This window comes from Arcobacter suis CECT 7833 (assembly GCF_003544815.1).
Lineage (GTDB): Bacteria > Campylobacterota > Campylobacteria > Campylobacterales > Arcobacteraceae > Aliarcobacter > Aliarcobacter suis.
The window spans coordinates 2554876-2572131 of the sequence record NZ_CP032100.1; the positions used below are offsets into that span (position 1 = coordinate 2554876).

The 17256-nt window shown below is 26.7% G+C and carries 20 protein-coding genes; 9 read left to right on the top strand and 11 right to left on the bottom strand.

Annotation, left to right across the window (positions count from 1 at the left end; all coding sequences use genetic code 11):
* The first annotated feature begins 2 nt into the window (after nt 1–2).
* Genes pyrE through ASUIS_RS13130 form a run of 4 tightly spaced genes read left to right on the top strand, consistent with a single transcriptional unit; the run spans nt 3 to nt 4004 of the window.
* Nucleotides 3–611, top strand: coding sequence for an orotate phosphoribosyltransferase (gene pyrE / locus ASUIS_RS13115; protein WP_118887521.1), 609 nt, complete (start codon nt 3–5; stop codon nt 609–611).
* On the top strand, nt 611–1093 hold the full coding sequence (locus ASUIS_RS13120; protein WP_118887522.1) for an RDD family protein: 483 nt from the start codon (nt 611–613) through the stop codon (nt 1091–1093). The genes pyrE and ASUIS_RS13120 overlap by 1 nt, the downstream gene beginning before the upstream one ends.
* Nucleotides 1093–2181 (top strand): MFS transporter, encoded by a 1089-nt coding sequence (locus ASUIS_RS13125; protein WP_118887523.1) that lies wholly within the window; start codon nt 1093–1095, stop codon nt 2179–2181. The genes ASUIS_RS13120 and ASUIS_RS13125 overlap by 1 nt, the downstream gene beginning before the upstream one ends.
* 14 nt (nt 2182–2195) lie before the next feature.
* On the top strand, nt 2196–4004 hold the full coding sequence (locus ASUIS_RS13130) for a mechanosensitive ion channel domain-containing protein (RefSeq protein WP_118887524.1): 1809 nt from the start codon (nt 2196–2198) through the stop codon (nt 4002–4004).
* A gap of 12 nt (nt 4005–4016) precedes the next feature.
* On the opposite strand, the gene ASUIS_RS13135 is transcribed toward ASUIS_RS13130, so the two are convergent.
* The 8 genes from ASUIS_RS13135 to ASUIS_RS13170 form a co-directional block, all read right to left on the bottom strand.
* A complete protein-coding gene (locus tag ASUIS_RS13135) occupies nt 4017–4985 on the bottom strand; it encodes a zinc transporter ZntB (protein ID WP_118887525.1) in 969 nt (322 codons plus the stop codon).
* A 9-nt stretch (nt 4986–4994) separates the two neighbouring features.
* Nucleotides 4995–5735: a YaaA family protein gene (locus ASUIS_RS13140; protein WP_118887526.1), complete on the bottom strand. Its 741-nt coding sequence runs from the start codon at nt 5733–5735 to the stop codon at nt 4995–4997.
* On the bottom strand, nt 5732–6160 hold the full coding sequence (locus tag ASUIS_RS13145) for a YchJ family protein (protein ID WP_118887527.1): 429 nt from the start codon (nt 6158–6160) through the stop codon (nt 5732–5734). The genes ASUIS_RS13140 and ASUIS_RS13145 overlap by 4 nt, the downstream gene beginning before the upstream one ends.
* An 80-nt stretch (nt 6161–6240) precedes the next feature.
* Complete coding sequence (locus ASUIS_RS13985) at nt 6241–6591, bottom strand: ComEA family DNA-binding protein (RefSeq protein ID WP_118887528.1); 351 nt, start codon at nt 6589–6591, stop codon at nt 6241–6243.
* Nucleotides 6592–6747: 156 nt separating this feature from the next.
* Nucleotides 6748–7314, bottom strand: coding sequence for a hypothetical protein (locus ASUIS_RS13155; RefSeq protein ID WP_118887529.1), 567 nt, complete (start codon nt 7312–7314; stop codon nt 6748–6750).
* A gap of 116 nt (nt 7315–7430) precedes the next feature.
* Entirely contained in the window at nt 7431–8216 is a 786-nt protein-coding gene (locus ASUIS_RS13160) for a tetratricopeptide repeat protein (RefSeq protein ID WP_118887530.1), read from the bottom strand.
* A gap of 261 nt (nt 8217–8477) precedes the next feature.
* A complete protein-coding gene (locus tag ASUIS_RS13165; RefSeq protein WP_118887531.1) occupies nt 8478–9221 on the bottom strand; it encodes a hypothetical protein in 744 nt (247 codons plus the stop codon).
* Between the two features lie 115 nt (nt 9222–9336).
* Entirely contained in the window at nt 9337–9984 is a 648-nt protein-coding gene (locus tag ASUIS_RS13170; protein WP_118887532.1) for a Crp/Fnr family transcriptional regulator, read from the bottom strand.
* Between the two features lie 115 nt (nt 9985–10099).
* Between ASUIS_RS13170 and ASUIS_RS13175 the strand changes: the two genes are divergently transcribed.
* Nucleotides 10100–10447, top strand: a complete 348-nt coding sequence (locus ASUIS_RS13175) for a nitrous oxide-stimulated promoter family protein (RefSeq protein ID WP_118887533.1) — start codon at nt 10100–10102, stop codon at nt 10445–10447.
* An 11-nt stretch (nt 10448–10458) separates the two neighbouring features.
* On the opposite strand, the gene ung is transcribed toward ASUIS_RS13175, so the two are convergent.
* From ung to ASUIS_RS13190, 3 genes are all read right to left on the bottom strand, one after another.
* Nucleotides 10459–11106 (bottom strand): uracil-DNA glycosylase, encoded by a 648-nt coding sequence (gene ung / locus ASUIS_RS13180; RefSeq protein WP_118887534.1) that lies wholly within the window; start codon nt 11104–11106, stop codon nt 10459–10461.
* A gap of 74 nt (nt 11107–11180) precedes the next feature.
* Nucleotides 11181–12572 (bottom strand): aldehyde dehydrogenase family protein, encoded by a 1392-nt coding sequence (locus ASUIS_RS13185; protein ID WP_118887535.1) that lies wholly within the window; start codon nt 12570–12572, stop codon nt 11181–11183.
* 18 nt (nt 12573–12590) lie between these two features.
* The gene (locus ASUIS_RS13190; protein ID WP_118887536.1) at nt 12591–14237 is read right to left on the bottom strand and encodes an acetolactate synthase large subunit; all 1647 of its coding nucleotides are present in this window, start codon (nt 14235–14237) and stop codon (nt 12591–12593) included.
* Nucleotides 14238–14470: 233 nt separating this feature from the next.
* Here ASUIS_RS13190 and ASUIS_RS13195 point away from each other — a divergent pair, with 233 nt between their 5' ends.
* From ASUIS_RS13195 to ASUIS_RS13210, 4 genes are read left to right on the top strand one after another with little or no spacing between them, the layout of a single operon-like run.
* Nucleotides 14471–15064, top strand: a complete 594-nt coding sequence (locus tag ASUIS_RS13195) for a LemA family protein (protein WP_118887537.1) — start codon at nt 14471–14473, stop codon at nt 15062–15064.
* A complete protein-coding gene (locus ASUIS_RS13200; RefSeq protein ID WP_118887538.1) occupies nt 15064–15681 on the top strand; it encodes a TPM domain-containing protein in 618 nt (205 codons plus the stop codon). The genes ASUIS_RS13195 and ASUIS_RS13200 overlap by 1 nt, the downstream gene beginning before the upstream one ends.
* Nucleotides 15678–16607 (top strand): TPM domain-containing protein, encoded by a 930-nt coding sequence (locus tag ASUIS_RS13205; RefSeq protein ID WP_118887539.1) that lies wholly within the window; start codon nt 15678–15680, stop codon nt 16605–16607. The genes ASUIS_RS13200 and ASUIS_RS13205 overlap by 4 nt, the downstream gene beginning before the upstream one ends.
* Complete coding sequence (locus ASUIS_RS13210; protein WP_226799931.1) at nt 16597–17250, top strand: HAD family hydrolase; 654 nt, start codon at nt 16597–16599, stop codon at nt 17248–17250. Before ASUIS_RS13205 ends, ASUIS_RS13210 begins: the two co-directional genes overlap by 11 nt.
* Nucleotides 17251–17256: the final 6 nt, after the last annotated feature.

Below are 17256 nucleotides of genomic sequence, written 5' to 3' on the forward strand. Positions count from 1 at the left end.
TTATGAATGTAGAACAAATATATAAAGACGCTTCTGCCCTACTAGAAGGTCATTTTAAATTAAGTAGTGGAAATCATTCAAAGTTTTATTTACAATCTGCAAAAGTTTTAGAAGACCCAAAAACTGCAAAATTATTAGCTGAAGCATTGGCAGAGCAAATTAAAAACTCTGGTATTAAAGTTGATGCTGTTTGTTCACCTGCACTTGGTGGATTAATAGCTGGGTTTGCCCTTGCAACTGCTTTAGATGTAAGATTTATTTTTGCAGAACGAGCTGAGGGTGAAATGGTTATTAGAAGAGGTTTTGAAGTTAAAGAAGGTGAAAACTACATTATTTGTGAAGATATTATCACAACTGGTGGAAGTGCACTTGAAGCTGCAAAGCAAGTTGAAAATGCTGGTGGAAAAATAGTTGCTTATGCAGCACTTGCAAATAGAGGATTTTGTTCTAGAGTTGGAAGTACAGTAGAAGCTAAAGACAACTGTAAGTTGCCACTTGATAAACCACTTTTTGCACTTGCAGATTTTACTTTTGAGATGTATGCACCAGATAATTGTCCTATGTGCAAAGAAGGAAGTGTAGCTTATAAACCAGGAAGCAGAGGAAACTAATGGCTAAATGGAGAGATGTTAAACAAAATAGAGTTCAAGAAGAAAAATCTAATAGGCTTAAAAATAAATTCTCAAAAGATAATTTAGCATCTCTTCCATCAAGACTTAAAGCTTTTTTAACCGATACTTTTTTAATTACTACTCCTATTTTTTATATAGTTATCTATTTAATTATGGGAAGTGGTGAAGAGTTTGCACAAAATAGAATAATGGGCTGGGGAATAATATTTGGTGTTCATGCAGCAATTATTTTAATCTTTTGGCTAAAAAATGGTCAAACGCCAGGACTTAAAGCCTACGATATAAAACTTGTAGATAATATGACAAAACAAGGAGTTTCTGTAATACAAGTTATTGTTAGATACTTAACAACTTTGATTGCTGTTGTATCAATTTTTTTACTTTTTATTCCTTTTTTTAATAAAGATAAAAAGACCTTTCAAGATATTCTTTCAAACACAATTATAATCAACGACAAATAATGCTTTTTTTCAATCTATCTGCATTTTACTTTTTTTATTTTGCAGCTGTTGGAGTTTATGTAATATTTTTACCAAAGGTACTTCACGATATTGGATATGGTACTTTTGATATAGGTATTATTTTAGCGCTTGCACCATTAATGAGATTCTTAACTCCTTTTATGTTTTTAAAACATATTAAATTAAATCAAAAAATGTTCAAAACAGCTCTTTATTTATCTATTGTTTCATCTGCATGTTTTTATTTAACTATTGAGAATTTTTATTTATTTATGATTAATAATACTTTTTTAGGAGTTTGTTTATCTTTGATTTTACCTTATTTGGAAGTTACAGCTATTTCAAATCTTGGAAAAGAAAAATATGGAAAGTCAAGACTTTATGGCTCAATTGGTTTTATGATTATCTCTTTAGTTTTAGCGAAGTTTCTAACTCAACCTTATGTTGCAATTCATTATTATTTAGTTTTAAATATTTTAACTGTTATTTTTGCTATTTCTTTACTCAAATATGATATTGAACATAAAAATGAAGAAAATAATGAACCATTTTCTTTTTTAAAATATTGGCCTTTTTGGATGAGTTTATTTTTTATGCAAATAAGTTTTGGAGCATTTTATAATTTTTTTACAATATACGAAACTCAACATGGAATGAGTTTAGAAATGACTTCATATCTTTGGTCTTTTGGAGTTATTTGTGAAATCCTGATGTTATATTTTCAAGCTCCACTTTTGAAAAACAATCTATTAACAATCATAAAATTCTGTGTTACAATTACAACTTTTAGATGGGTGCTATTATATTTATATCCTGATTCATTGGGTGTTACATTTTTAACTCAGTCAATTCACGCCTTTTCATTTGGACTTTATCATAGTGCTGTAATTATTTATTTATATAGTTTATATGAAAATAAGAAATTAGCTCAACAATTTATGTATGGAGTAGCTTACGGTCTTGGTGGATTTGTGGGAGCTGTTGTTGCAGGTGCTGTTTATGGAGAGTTTTTATTTATTTTTAGTGCTTTATTTTCACTATTATCTTTAATTGCACTCTATTTTGTAAAAAACAAAAATTTAATTTAATAAAAAGAGAGAACATGAGAATTATATTCTTATTTATATTTTTAATATCTACATCATTTGCATTAAGCATTGATAAAAGTTGGTATGAAAATGGTACTAAAGAAGGCTTAGAGAAGTTATATCTTGACCAAACAAAAAAAGTTACTTCAATCAAAAACGATTTATCTCCTGAAGATAAAGAACAAGTTGAATATCAACTTTTATTACTAAAAAAACTTCAATCAATAATAAAAGAAGAAAATACTTTCATTTTCAAAAATATAGAAGAAATAACTTCTATTGATTCATATATTGAACAAGTAAAAGAGTATTTAAAAAGTATTGATAGTTATAATTCAGTAAAAAATGAATTTAATGATAACAACAATAAAATGAATCTTTTGGAAGAACAAATAGAAAAATTGACCAATAAAGAAGAAATTGTTGCTATTAATTCGCAGTTATTATATTCATATTACAAACTTAAAAATATACAAAATAAATCTACTATTGATGAATATGAAAAATATCAAGATAGTTTTAGAAAAATATTATTAAATAGTTTAGAAAGTGTAAAATTTACTATTAATCCAAATCTTAAAACTAAAATTGAAAAATCTTTTGAAAATTTTAATGAACTTATTAAAGAAGAAAGAAGATTAACTCTTTCATATGATAAAGCAAAAATTACTGAAAATGAAATAAAAATAAAAGCTCTTGATTTACAAATTGAACAATTAAAACTTGATAAATCAAAATTAATAAATCAAATTGTTTATTCAAAAATTGAAGAGTTATTACCATTATTAAAAGAAAAAAAATCTGCATATTTTGATTTGTATAATCAATTACAAATATTTATAGAAGATAATCAAGCTAATTATGAATCACTAAATGAGCTTTTCAAATATCTATCTAGAGAAAGATTAGGAGTTACAAAAACAACTTTTGCGGATACAAAACAAAGTTTTATTGATATTATTAAATTTGGTTGGACAGAGATAAATAATCCTATTATCCCAATTGGCGATGGAATATCTATTTTAGCTATTACTAAATTCTTTTTAATTTTTATTATTGGTTTTTCAATAGCAACATTTTATAAAAAGAAAATTTCAAATGCAACTACTCATTATTTAAGAAATACTTCTATCGCTACAAGAACAATGTTGGCAAATCTTGGTTATTACTTTTTGGTTGCTATAACTTTTGTATTTGGCTTAAATTCTGTTGGAATTGATTTATCCTCACTTACAATTCTTGTTGGGGCATTATCAGTTGGTATTGGGTTTGGTTTACAAAATATTGTTTCAAATTTTATTTCAGGGATTATTTTAATTTTTGAAAAATCTATTCAAGTTGGAAATATAATAGAAATTGGAACAGGATTAAGAGGAAAAGTAAATCAAATAAATATGAGAAGTAGTGTTATTACGACTTTTGATAATATTGATATTATTATTCCAAATGCAACTTTAATTCAAAACAATGTTATAAATCTTACATTTTCTGATGATGTAAGAAGACTTCATGTTCCTTTTGGTATTGCTTATGGTTCTAATATTGAAGATGTAATTCAAATAATTCTAGATTCTTTAGAAAAAAGTGATTTAATTTATATAAAAACAAATTTAGAAAAATTACCAAAAGTAAGAATGACTTTAATGGGTCCTAGTTCAATAGATTTTGAACTTCTTGTTTGGATAAGTGAAAATCCAAATGAAAATGGAATTGGTTCTTCAACAATGTCTGATTTTTTAATTTTTATTTATAAAACTTTACAAGAAAACAATGTTGAAATGCCTTTCCCTCAAATGGATATACATATAAAACGACCAGTTTAATTTAATATTTTATTAAAGCCATTTTTTCTTTTTGAAAATATAAAATTGAGCACTTGTTACCATAACTAAGATTATTGAGAAAATATAAAATGCATTATCATTTTGGGCACCAGGAATTCCACCTATATTTATTCCTAAAAGCCCAGTCAAAAAAGTAAGTGGTAAAAATATCGCTGAAATAATAGATAAAATGTACATTTTTTTATTCATTTGATCACTTAATGTATTTGATAACTCTTCTTGGATTAAAGAAACTTTATCTCTTATGGTATCAAGTTCCTCAATATGCCTCATAAGTTGGTCATTTGTTTCTCTTAATTCTATTCTTTCATATTCATTTATCCAAGTGATTTTATCGCTGTACAGCTTGTTTAAAGCCTCTTTTTGTGGAAATAAATATCTTCTTAATATAATAGTTTCTCTTCTAATAGATAATATTTCATTTCTAAATTTTAAATCCACAGAATCCATTAAATTTTCTTCTAAAGAATCTGTTCTATCTTCTATTTGATTTATAACATCTTCCATTCTTGCTGTTATTCTATAAGTTAATTCAGTTAAAAATTCTGAAGAACTTTTTGGTCCAATACCTTTTTTTAAAATATCAACAATTTCTGCAACAGATAAAATATCTCTTTTTCTTGTACTAATTATCAAATCTGTAGAAATAAATAACCTAATAGAAACCATATCTTCAGGTTTTGAATTTTTATTTAGATTTACACCCCTTAAAGCAATCAATAATGAATCATTTAAAATAGTAGTTCTAGGTCGTGTTTCTTGGGTTAAAAGTGCATCAATAGCAATTGAGTCAATTCCACTTTTATTTGTAATCCACTCTATTGCTTCTGGACTTGAATAATCAAAATGAGCCCATAATATTTTCCCATTTGTATTTACATTATTTAGTTCTTCATAACTTAACTCTACTGCTCCACCTTTTTTATCAAGCAAAAAAGCTATTACTGGTTTTTTTATCATCTTTAACCTTTAAATAATTGAATATACAATTTCTGTTTTAATTTTTTGTTTTTTTATCTCTTCAATTTTTAGATTTTTAACTTCCATATTCATCAATTCATCAATAGTTTTAATATTATTTTGAGCTAGTAGTTTTAAAATAATTCCCCTATAAGCTTTCGCCCAATGACTTACAACTTTTCCATCTTTTATAAATTTCATGGTTGTATATGGTTTTTCTATTTTGTAAAACTTTTCATAAAATCCAGCTCTTAAATCAATAATATCTTCATCTTTTAAATATTCATCTAAAACTTTTGAGAAATTATCATTGTAAAACTTTTCAATTTTTAAATTAGAAAAAGTCTCTCCCTGTTTTAATTTATAATCAGGAAGTCCATTATCCCCTGCTTTTAAAACGCCAAAAAGGTTTGAAAAAATCAAAACATTTTCATCAATATAAGCTTTTTCATTTGATTTTAATTTTGAATATTCTAAATAATCAAAGGCAACTCCATCATATCTTTGAATTACTTTTGTTGTAGGTGTTTTAAATAAATCTTTTGAATATTGAGCTAATACATCTTCTTTTTTTGTTCCAAAAAGTTTTATCAACTCTTCTTTTGAAGCATTTGTAATAAAGTCATTATATTGTTTTACAATTTCCATTCTTTTCTCAAAAAGTTGCGGAAAAATAAAACTATTTTTATCAAAAGAGATTTCATCTCCACCTGCTATTTTTGTTTCACTTGGAGAAAATAGTATTTTCATTTTTGTCCTTCTTCTATAAATTGTCCATCAACATATTTCCAAATTCCCTCTGTTTTTAAAAATCTGCTTTTTTCAATAAACGAAATATCAGTTTTATCTTGAAATAAAGTAGCTTTAAATGTCACAGAACTTTCAATCTTATCATCTATAAACTCTAAAATCTCCAACTTTTCAAATCTTGTATTTTGTGAAAAATTCAAAATATCATTATTCCAAGATTTCAAATCTTGTGTAAAATCAGTGTTATTTGGGTGTGTTGTAAAAATTATATATTCACTATTACAAACTGCAAAGGCACAAAATCTTGATTTCATAAGCTCAAAAGCAGTTTTAGGAAAACTAATTTTATCGTGAAAAGGTTTGCAACATTTTTTATATTTTTTAAAAGAGCCACAAGGGCAAATATTATTTGGAGAGAACTTCAAAACAGAACCTTATCAAGAATTTTGAAGGATTCTATCATAAATGAAGTAAAAATCTAAAATGGGGAAATCCCCAAATCAGATTAGAATTTAGGTACGAAACTTGTAGCTTTTTCTATTTTTTTATCAACTGCGTCATTTAACTCTTTTTTCTTCTCTTCTTTTTTTTCTTCAACTTTTTTGTTTACATTTTCTTTTGAAACTGGATTTGCATCTTTTACATTTCCAACAATACTATCTCCAAAGCCTTTAATGTTTTTTAAATCTTCAGCAGTATTTATTGTGTTTGTTTTTCTGTATTCAATAATTTGCTCAGCTTTTTTCTCACCAATACCTTTTATACTCATTAATTCTTCTTTTGATGCTGTTTGTAAATTAATTTCTGCAAACAAAAAAGAACAACATAACATTAATAATGCAACTAATCTTTTCATTTTTTCTCCTTTTAGAATGATTCAGATGATTATAACAAAATAATTTTAAAAGATATTTATATAGTAGTAATATTTTCTACTTCTTCATAGTTATTATTTAACTTAGAAGTTTTAAATATCTAAGTATGATTTGAGTAGACGAATTAGATAATAGTTCTATTCTCCAATTTCTGATAATTCTCTTACTATTGTAAAAGCAATCATTTCAATATCAATAGGTTCATCTTCTGCATCCCAGTTAAATGCTGCAATTTCTAAATTTACTGCAATATCTTTTGCATAACTATATTTTGTTGTTGATATAGGAATACTATAAGATACTAATAATTTCTCATTATTATCTAAAATATCAATGTCATAATCAAAATGAGGTTTATTTAAAGCATTTCCGCCATAATTGTATCTTCTTTCATAATTTAATGTTATTCTTACTTTATATCTATTTTCAGTACTTCCTAACAGATCTTTTTCTTTTAATTTTTGATTAATAAATTGAACAAAAGAATCTTTTAATTCATTTTCATTTTTGAATGTTTTATTTTCTAGATTTCTTCCATGTCCATGAGATAATGTCAATTTAAAATCTTCTATTACATATTTAGCTTCCCCTTTTTTTATTGGAGTTGGTTCAACTTTATAGTTATATATAGAGCCACATCCAACAAAAAATGTTACTAATAAAGCAACAACTATATAACTCAAACTTCTTTTTATATTTTTCATTTTCTTTCCTTTTAATTTTATAAAACTATTTTCCAAACATTTCTAATCAACTTACACAACCTTATTAAATTAAAGTATCACAAAACTAACAATTACTATTGTTTGTATTTTCTTCTTTATTTTAGATTTCTTAATTGTTCTGACAATTTATTAACTTCTTTACTATTTCCCTCAGCTTGATATATTTTTATTAATTCTTGAATAGCTAAAGGATAATTATTATTTGCTGCTTTTATATAAAGTTCTTTTGCTTTATTAATATTTTGAGGGACACCTTCTGCATTTTTATACATTGCTCCTAAATCGTAAATTGCTGGTGTGTAGTTTGCATTTGAAGCTAATTCTAATAATCTAAAAGCTTCTTTATAATCAATATTTACACCATCACCTTTTAGATACATTAGTGCTAAAGTATGTTGTGCAGGAGTAAAGTGTTTTGCAGATAAATTTTTGAATATTTCTGAGGCTTCTTTAAAATTCTTATTTTCTATATAATTAAATGCCTGAACATATTGTTTGATTAGTTCATCATTTTTTACAGATAATCCAATTAAAATTGATTTCTCAGTTAAAAAAGATTCTTTCACAAATGCAGTAATTTCACCACAATTCTTACAACCATCCACATAGTTACCTTTTATTAAAAGAGTTGTATCAACATTAGCTGTAGGTGTTTTATAATAGTATTTATATATTGAGAAACTATTTGAACCATTAAGATTTATCGAATAAATAGCAGGTTCTCCTAATAAATCTATAACATCTTTTTTTGTGCTCTTTTGAACTTCTAATGTTTCAATTTGAGGTTTAGAGTTTATATATCCTTGTGTTAAAATTGAACAACCACTCATCATTAATAATATAGCTACCATTGCTATATATTTAAAAAGTACTTTACACATTTTTTTTCCTTTATATAAGTATTTGGGAATAATAGAGAAAAAGTCTTAATTTTGTTCCCACGCTCTAGCTTGGGAATACATACTTTTAGTAAAACAATATTCCAATTTATCTCACCTTTTTTTATCTGTATTCCCACCGAGAATATTGAGAACGAGCTAAAGAGACGTTATAAACTTCTCTTTATTCTATTTTTTAAAATATTTTATATGTTTTTCTAATAAGAAAACGCTTTAGCTCTTTTGAATTGTACAGTTTATCAACTATTCACATATTGGTATCCAGTTATCTTTTTCTAGTAATTCCAATATCCTATTACTTTCATTTTTAATTATATCAATAGAAGTTTCTGAGGCATATTTTTTAGAATATGAATAATTCACTAATCCTTTACATTTAGTATCACTAAATATTTTTTGTATACTTGTTTCAATATATGGGGTTTTCTGAGTTACAGGAAAAATAATTTGTACATAGGCTTGATTATTAACTATTTTTGTAAAATATGGTTTTGATCTACTGTTGTTGTTTAAAAATTCAATATACTCTTGTAAATTTGATTTACTGACATAATAAATACTTAATAACGTAGTCCAATTATCTATTGGTTCATTATTTGTTGTATATTCATGGATAGATTGAATTTTATCTGCACCTTTATACGCAACCATATAATTTAAATTATTAAAATTTATTTCATTCAATGGCATAAAAGGAGGAATTGTAAAAGGTTCTTTACCTGGACATTTATAAGGACTTTCTGATTTTAACTCTTCACCTGTTTTACTATCTTTTATTATTATGGTAGAACCAGGAAATGTTAAACAACTCCCATTTCTAGAGGTATATATTCCTGTTCCTTCTGCAATCATATTATAATTATTCAATTTCATCCCTTTTGAATTATAAGTATCAATTGTGTAATAACCTTTCATAGTACAACTTATAAACAACATAGCTAAAATAGCTACAAACAAATAAGTAAAACTTTTTTCTAATTTTTTCATTTCTTCCCTTTATATAAGTATTATGAATAATACATAAGATTATATAAGGTTTTAATTAATTATTTAATTATTCTAACATAATGAAATAATATTATTAAAGTCTTTCGAATTTATTCTAATTGTTAATTAAACTCTTTAATTTCAAATGATCTAAAATTTTTATATAACCTTTTTCATTTTGTATAATTTTTTCTTTTTTTAGTTTTGCTAGTTTTCTGGAGAATGTTTCGGGAGTTATATTTAGTATTTGTGCGATTTTTACTTGTTTTAAATTTATTAAGATTGATTCATTATCAAATAAAAATTTTGCTATTTTTTCTAAGCTATTTGAGCTTATATTATAATTTATAAAACTTTCTAATGCTTTTATCTTTTTTGTTAATGACTTAATAAAAAACATTGAAATTTCTGGTTTTAACAAAAATTCTTTTTTAAACTTTTCATAATCTATAAGTAAAACTTCCGCTCTTGTCTCAAATGAACAATTTGCGGGAAATCTCATCTCTTCATAATTTACAATTTCTGCGATTAAAGATGGAGCCATTAAGTTATGAATAATTACTTCATTATCTTTATGGTCGTAAGTATAAAGTTTTGCTACACCTTTTATTAATAAATGTAAATATTTTGGCTCATCGCCTTTATAAAATAAAATTTCATCTTTATTGAAATATTTTTTTACACTTATCTCTTTTAATCGAATAAGGTCTTCATTTTTTAAGAAACTAAAAAAGTAAAAATCTTCTAATCCTGTTTTTTCCATAATCTTTCCCTTTTATTGATTGTCATCAAGGTCTTATTTTGTATTTTATGCAAAAATATTAAAAATAAAGTTAAATAGGATATAAATAACCCTAATTTTGAAAAGAAGTGAAATTATGACTACTGAAAAATTTGAAATAGAAATAAATACTTTAAAAAGCTTTTTTGAAATCTATTGCAAAGATAAACATGAATATCAAGAAAAAAGTGAAATCAACCTTGAATATAAATCAAATCTTTTTACTCTTGAATTAAATTTATGTCAAGATTGTCAAAAAGCAATAAATTATTCATTTAATAAACTTCTATTTTGCCCCCATGAAATAAAACCAAGATGCAGAAAATGTCCAAAGCCATGTTATGAAAAACAAGAGTGGAAAAACATAGCAAAAGTTATGAAATATTCAGCAATAAAACTATCTTTAGGAAAAATCAAATCAAGTATTTTAAAAATCTTTGAATGATTTTTGATTATTTACCAGTTTATCTCTTTTTTTCCTAATTTTTTTAATATCTCATTTGTTTTTGAAAAATGTTTACAACCAAAAAAACCACGATAAGATGAAAGTGGACTAGGATGTGGAGCACTTAAAATATGATGTCTATTTTTATCTATTAATTTTGATTTAGAAATAGCTGGACTTCCCCAAAGTAGAAATACTACTCCATCACAATTGTCATTTATATATTTGATTATATTATCAGTAAAAATTTCCCAACCAAGATTATGGTGAGATTTTGGAAGTGATTCTTCAACGGTTAAGATTGTATTTAAAAGTAATACTCCATCTTTTGCCCAAGGAGTTAAATCACCATCTGTACAAACAGAATCTTTTTGTAAATCATCTTTTATCTCTTTTAAAATATTCATCATTGAAGGTGGATTTTTTATCTCTTTTGGAGTTGAGAATGATAAACCTTGAGCTTGACCAAAACCATGATAAGGGTCTTGTCCTAAAATTACAACTTTTAAATCTTCTATTTTAGATAAAGAAAAAGCTTTAAAAATATTTTTCTTTTCGGGAAAAACTCTACTGTTTTCATATCTTTTATCTATCTCTTCTTTTAATTTTTTAAAGTAATCTTTTTGTTTTTCTATCTCTATAATTTTTTCCCAAGCCATGATAGTTCCTAATATTTTAAATAAAAAAAGCTAAGGCTTTTAAACCTTAGCTTTTAGAGATTTTTTCGTTTAGATTATAAAACTGGTGATTTAATAACCATCATTTTTTCATTTGACATTTCTTCCATAGAATGAGGAATTCCACCCATTCCTAGACCAGAAACTCTAGCTCCACCAAATGGCATCCAATCAACTCTAAATGCAGTGTGATCATTTACCATAACAGCCGTTGCATTTAATCTTTTTACAGCTTTTAAAGCTGTGTCAAGATTTTTAGTGAAAACTGCAGCTTGGAAAGATACTTCTAAAGAATTTGCTCGTTCAATTGCTTCATCTAAAGTTTTATATGAGTAAATACAAACAACTGGTCCAAATACTTCTTTGTTTGAAACAATTGCATCGTCACTTGCATTTAAAATAACAGTTGGTTCAAAACAAGAAGCACCTATTCTTTTTCCACCAGTTAAAATTTTTGCACCTTTTGCAATTGCATCATTAACCCATTCTTCAACTCTATTTACTTCATCGTGATTAATAAGTGGTCCAACCTCAGTTTTTGGGTCTAATTGATCACCAACAACTAATTTTGAAGCAACACTTGCTAATTTATTTGCAACTTCGTCACAAATTGATTCATGTACATAAATTCTTTGAACAGAAACACAAACTTGTCCAGCATGATAAAAACCACCTTTTGCAAGTGCAGGAATCATATCAAATATATCAGCATCTGGCTCAACAATAACAGGTGCAACACCACCATGTTCTAAAGCAACTCTTGTTCCTGGACTTACTTTTGAGTTTAAGTACCAACCAACAGGACCTGAACCTATAAATGTTAAGAAATTTGTTTTAGGACTAGTCGCAAGTAATTCTCCACCTTTTCTATCACAAACAACAGCTTGTGCCCAACCTTTAGGAAGTCCAGCTTCTTCAAGAATTTCTACAAGTCTAATTGCACTCATTGGAGTTTGAGTTGCAGGTCTAATTATAACTGGACAACCAACTGCAATTGCAGGAATTACTTGGTGAACTGCTAAGTTAAATGGGTGATTAAATGCAGAAATTGCAGCAACTACACCAATTGGTTCTTTAAATGTATATGCCATTCTATTTGCACTTGAAGCTGTATGACCCATTGCTATTTCTTTTCCCTCATAAACACTTAGGTGTTCAATAGCAATTTTAATACCATTTATAGCTCTTTGAATCTCAACTTTTGAGTCAATATATGGTTTTCCACCTTCACTTGCACATAAAATAGTAAGCTCTTCAACTTGAGAAGACATGATTTTCATCACGTTTTCTAAAATTTCAACTCTTTTATATCTTGGTAACCAATTAGCTGTATCTAAAAAAGTTTTGTGTGCTAAATCAATGGCACCTTCAACTTCTTCAAATGTACTAAATTTTACTGATCCAACTACTTTTCCATCAAATGGTGATGTTACTTCTATTGTACTCATATTTTTCCTTTCAACTTTTTATATTAAACATTGTTTATTAGCTAATAAATCATTTAAAATTGAATGATTTAAAGAGTAATCAACAGCTAAGTCAATTAAATGAACACCTTTTCCATTTACACATTTTTCTAAAGTTGCTTCAAATTCTTCAACTGAAGTTGGTCTATGTCCAGTTGCACCATAAGATTCAGCATATTTAACAAAATCTGGATTTCCTAAATCTAAACCAAATGTTTCAAATCCCATTCCTGTTTGTTTCCATTTAATCATACCGTATGCGTTATCATTTAAAATAATTACAGTTAAATCAAGTCCTAATCTAACTGCTGTTTCCATCTCTTGAGAGTTCATCATAAATCCACCATCACCACAAACAGCAACAACTTTTTTATCAGGATTAATCATTTTTGCAGCCATACCAGATGGAAGTCCAGCACCCATAGTTGCTAATGCATTATCAAGTAATAATGTATTTGGTTGTGCACATCTATAATTTCTTGCAAACCAGATTTTATAAACACCATTATCAAGTGTTACAATATCTTCAGCAGCTAAAGTTTGTCTAATTGCACGTACTGCTCTTTGAGGTAAAATAGGGAATCTATTATCACCAAAATATTTAGATAATCTTGTTCTAACTTCATCAGCAACTCTTGCATAATATTCAAAATCCCAATGAGCTTGAGTAGTAATTGCTTCTGTTATTTCTCTAATACTTCCAGCAATATCACCAACAACGTCTAATTGAGGGAAATAAGTATCATCTACTTCTGATGGGAAAAAGTTAACATGAATAACTTTTGTTGCATCTGGAGTATTTTCCATAAAAAATGGTGGTTTCTCAATTACATCATGTCCAACATTGATAATTAAATCTGCTCTTTCAATTGCGCAGTGAATAAAGTCATCTTTTGATAATGCAGCAGTTGATAAACATAATGGATGATTTTCATCAATAACACCTTTACCCATTTGAGTAGAGAAAAATGGCATTCCAGTTTTGTTTACAAAATCACTTAAAGCCGTTCCAATTCTTGTTCTATTTGCTCCAGCACCAACAAGTAATAATGGTCTTTTTGCATTTTGAATCATTTCGATTGCGTCTGCTACTGCACCTTTACAAGCTGTTGGGTATCTAAATGGTTTTACTGGATAAATATTAAATTCAACTTCTTCAGCCGCAATATCTTCAGGTAATTCAATATGAACTGCACCTGGTCTTTCAGTAGTTGCGATTTTAAATGCTTCTCTAACCATTGATGGAATATTATTTCCATTAACAACTTGTTTTGCATATTTAGTCATAGGTTTCATCATACCAACGATGTCGATAATTTGAAATCTTCCTTGTTTAGATTTTTTAATTGGTTTTTGACCTGTGATCATCATCATCGGCATTCCACCAAGTTGTGCATAAGCTGCACTTGTTGCAAAGTTAGTAGCTCCAGGGCCAAGAGTTGATAAACAAACTCCAACTTTTCCTGTTAATCTTCCATAAGTAGCCGCCATAAATCCAGCACCTTGCTCATGTCTTGTTAATATTAGTTTAATATTTGAAGTTCGTAGTGCGTCAAGAAAATCAAGATTTTCTTCACCAGGAATTCCAAAAATATATTCAACACCTTCGTTTTCTAATGCTTTTACAAATAATTCTGATGCATTCATTTTATATACTCCATTTTGTTTTTTAAGAAAATTTATTGATAATCATATTCAACATCCATTAAAAAATTGTTTATATTTTATCGATTATCAAAAAAATAAAATTTTGTGTATGTTTTTACACAAAAGTGATTATAGTTTATTACTCCTTAATATAATAACCTTAAATTTTTAATACTTTATATCAAATTAATGATATTTTTTATACTATCTATAAATTTCCAAAAAGGTTGAATATGAAAAAAATTTTTATCTTAATTATTCTTATTATTTTCTCGTCTTTATTCTATTTAATTATTGCAAACTACAATAATATTCCAAAGCTTGATGAGAATGTAAATGAAAAATGGTCACAAGTACAAAATCAATATAAAAGAAGAGCCGATTTAATACCAAATTTAGTGGAAACTGTAAAAGCTTATGCTAGCCATGAGAAAAGCACTTTTGTTGAAGTTACAGAAGCTAGAAGTAAAGTTTCTGCTATGAATATAAATGCTGATAGTTTAAATAATCCTGAGCTAATGCAACAATTTTCAAATGCTCAAACAGGGCTTTCAAGCGCTTTATCAAAACTTATGATTGTTGTTGAAAAGTATCCTGAATTAAAGGCAAATCAAAACTTTATGGCACTTCAATCACAACTTGAAGGAACAGAAAACAGAATCACAGTTGCACGAAAAGATTTTATAGAAGCCGTAAAACTTTATAATTTAGAACTAAGAACAATGCCTGGAAAATTAATAGCAGCTATTGTTCATCCAGAAGCTAAAATCAAGGAGACTTTTAGTGCAAGTGTTGAAGAACAAAATGCACCAAAAGTTAAATTCTAATGATTTTAAGTGAAAAAGACAAAGAACTTATTTCAAAAGAGATAGAAAATCTTGAAAAATTAAGTTCTACAGAACTTGTAGCAGTTGTTACCAAACGAAGCGGAAATTATAAATTAGCTTCTTCTATGTTTGCAGTTTTTAGTTTATTTTTTATTTCATTTTTATTGTTACTTATTACTTACAAGTCTGCATTTGAATTAATTCAAATACAATTATTGGTATTTATTGGTATTTATATTTTTTCAGAAAGATTTAAAAGCCTTTTTTTGAAAATTCTTCCTAACGATTATAAATATCAAGTGGCTTCTAGAAATGCGCATAATCAATTTTATAATTTACAACTGCATAAAACAAAAAATAAACAAGTAATAATGTTTTTTGTAAGTTTTGATGAAAAATATGTGGAAATTATTGTAGATGATGAAATATCTAAACTTATTCCAAATAGCCATTGGCAAAGTATTGTAGATGAATTTATAACTGATATAAAAGAAAATCAACTCTTAAATGGTTATCTAAAAGCAATCGTAGCTTGTAGTTCTATTTTAATTGAGAAATTCCCAATTAAAGCAGATGATACAAATGAACTTCCAAATAATGTAATCGAGGTAAAATGAAAAAGATTCTATTAACTTTACTTTTTATTTTTAGTTTTTTAAATGCTGATATAACTCAATATTTTCCAAAACTAGAAGGAAGAATAATTGACCAAGTAAATTTATTATCACCTGCGATAAAAAATGATATAAATTCTATTTTAAAAGACCATGAAAAAAGAAAAACAAATCAAATCGTAGTTGTTATTTTAGATTCACTTCATGGTTATGAAATAGAAGATTATTCATATCAACTTGGTCGATATTGGGGAATTGGAGAAAAAGAAAAAAACAATGGTGTTTTACTTGTAATTTCAATGGCAGAAAAGAAAATTCGTATTGAAGTTGGTTATGGATTAGAAGGCGCGTTAACAGATAAAATTTCCCATGAAATTATAAATTATACAATAATGCCAAATTTTAAAGCAAAACAGTATGAACTTGGAGTTTTAAAAGCTGTTAATGAAATTATTTTATCTATTCAAGGTGAATACAGTCCAAAAGTAGATATAGGTGATTTTTCAAATACTAGTAAATTTGCTTTTTTGATTCCATTAATCTTTTTTGCTTTAATGTTTTTGTCAATGTTTGCAAATTCTATTTCAAAAAAAACAAAAAATCTATTTTTTTATAAAACTTCAAGATCACTAATGAATTCATCTTTTTTAGGATTTTTGTCTTTTTTAATTTCAAAAGGATTTACTGAATATTATTTAATAGTTTCAGTTGCTATTTTTGTAGTTGTTTTCTTAATTAGTTATATAAGTATAAAAAGTTTTAACAACCTTTTAATAAATGAATATTCAAATAAGGGTGTAAACTCTAAAAATCTTGAAGAGGTTTTAGATACAGTAGGAGATATTATGAAAGGTGTTAATTCAATAAATAAAGGGTTTTCAGGTCGTGGAGGAAATTTTGGAGGAGGAGGCGCAAGTGGTGGCTGGTAAAAAAACAATAATATTTGATTTAGATGGTACGCTAATAGATTCTTTAGAAGATATAGCTGTTTGTATGAATAAAGTTTTGGAGGAATTAAATCTTCCTATACACAAAATAGACGATTATAAATATTTTGTTGGAAGTGGTGTTAATGTTTTAGTGAATAATGCTTTAAAAGATTCTTCACAAGAGATAAAAAATGAAGTTTTAAAAAGATTTAAAAAAGAGTATGACCAACAACTTCATGCTAAAACAAAACCCTATGAAGGAATTTATGAATTATTGGATGAACTTAAAAAACTTGATTATAATTTAGCAGTATTATCAAATAAACCCCATGATTTTACAATTGCTTATGTTGATTATTTATTTAAAGATTATAATTTCAAAGAAGTTCATGGACAAAAACAAGAAGTTCCAAGAAAACCTGATCCAATTGGCGCAATAAATATAGCAAAAGCATTAAATATTCCTTGTTCTGAAATATTCTTTGTTGGCGATACAATGGTTGATATGCAAACAGCAAAAAGTGCAAATATGAAAGCAATTGGTGTTTTATGGGGATTTAGAGATGAAGAAGAACTCTTAACAAATGGAGCTGATTTTATAGTAAAACATCCTTTGGATATTTTAGAAATTGTAAATAGGTAATTGCAA

What these genes read in the sequence shown, in the direction of transcription:
- ASUIS_RS13190 (WP_118887536.1), bottom strand. Translation starts at nt 14,237, where the DNA reads ATGAATGCATCAGAATTATTTGTAAAAGCATTAGAAAACGAAGGTGTT.
- ASUIS_RS13175 (WP_118887533.1), top strand. Translation starts at nt 10,100, where the DNA reads ATGACTACTGAAAAATTTGAAATAGAAATAAATACTTTAAAAAGCTTT.
- ASUIS_RS13195 (WP_118887537.1), top strand. Translation starts at nt 14,471, where the DNA reads ATGAAAAAAATTTTTATCTTAATTATTCTTATTATTTTCTCGTCTTTA.
- ASUIS_RS13165 (WP_118887531.1), bottom strand. Translation starts at nt 9,221, where the DNA reads ATGAAAAAATTAGAAAAAAGTTTTACTTATTTGTTTGTAGCTATTTTA.
- ung (WP_118887534.1), bottom strand. Translation starts at nt 11,106, where the DNA reads ATGGCTTGGGAAAAAATTATAGAGATAGAAAAACAAAAAGATTACTTT.
- ASUIS_RS13155 (WP_118887529.1), bottom strand. Translation starts at nt 7,314, where the DNA reads ATGAAAAATATAAAAAGAAGTTTGAGTTATATAGTTGTTGCTTTATTA.
- ASUIS_RS13120 (WP_118887522.1), top strand. Translation starts at nt 611, where the DNA reads ATGGCTAAATGGAGAGATGTTAAACAAAATAGAGTTCAAGAAGAAAAA.
- ASUIS_RS13170 (WP_118887532.1), bottom strand. Translation starts at nt 9,984, where the DNA reads ATGGAAAAAACAGGATTAGAAGATTTTTACTTTTTTAGTTTCTTAAAA.
- ASUIS_RS13125 (WP_118887523.1), top strand. Translation starts at nt 1,093, where the DNA reads ATGCTTTTTTTCAATCTATCTGCATTTTACTTTTTTTATTTTGCAGCT.
- ASUIS_RS13205 (WP_118887539.1), top strand. Translation starts at nt 15,678, where the DNA reads ATGAAAAAGATTCTATTAACTTTACTTTTTATTTTTAGTTTTTTAAAT.
- ASUIS_RS13200 (WP_118887538.1), top strand. Translation starts at nt 15,064, where the DNA reads ATGATTTTAAGTGAAAAAGACAAAGAACTTATTTCAAAAGAGATAGAA.
- ASUIS_RS13185 (WP_118887535.1), bottom strand. Translation starts at nt 12,572, where the DNA reads ATGAGTACAATAGAAGTAACATCACCATTTGATGGAAAAGTAGTTGGA.
- pyrE (WP_118887521.1), top strand. Translation starts at nt 3, where the DNA reads ATGAATGTAGAACAAATATATAAAGACGCTTCTGCCCTACTAGAAGGT.
- ASUIS_RS13140 (WP_118887526.1), bottom strand. Translation starts at nt 5,735, where the DNA reads ATGAAAATACTATTTTCTCCAAGTGAAACAAAAATAGCAGGTGGAGAT.
- ASUIS_RS13130 (WP_118887524.1), top strand. Translation starts at nt 2,196, where the DNA reads ATGAGAATTATATTCTTATTTATATTTTTAATATCTACATCATTTGCA.
- ASUIS_RS13985 (WP_118887528.1), bottom strand. Translation starts at nt 6,591, where the DNA reads ATGAAAAGATTAGTTGCATTATTAATGTTATGTTGTTCTTTTTTGTTT.
- ASUIS_RS13160 (WP_118887530.1), bottom strand. Translation starts at nt 8,216, where the DNA reads ATGTGTAAAGTACTTTTTAAATATATAGCAATGGTAGCTATATTATTA.
- ASUIS_RS13135 (WP_118887525.1), bottom strand. Translation starts at nt 4,985, where the DNA reads ATGATAAAAAAACCAGTAATAGCTTTTTTGCTTGATAAAAAAGGTGGA.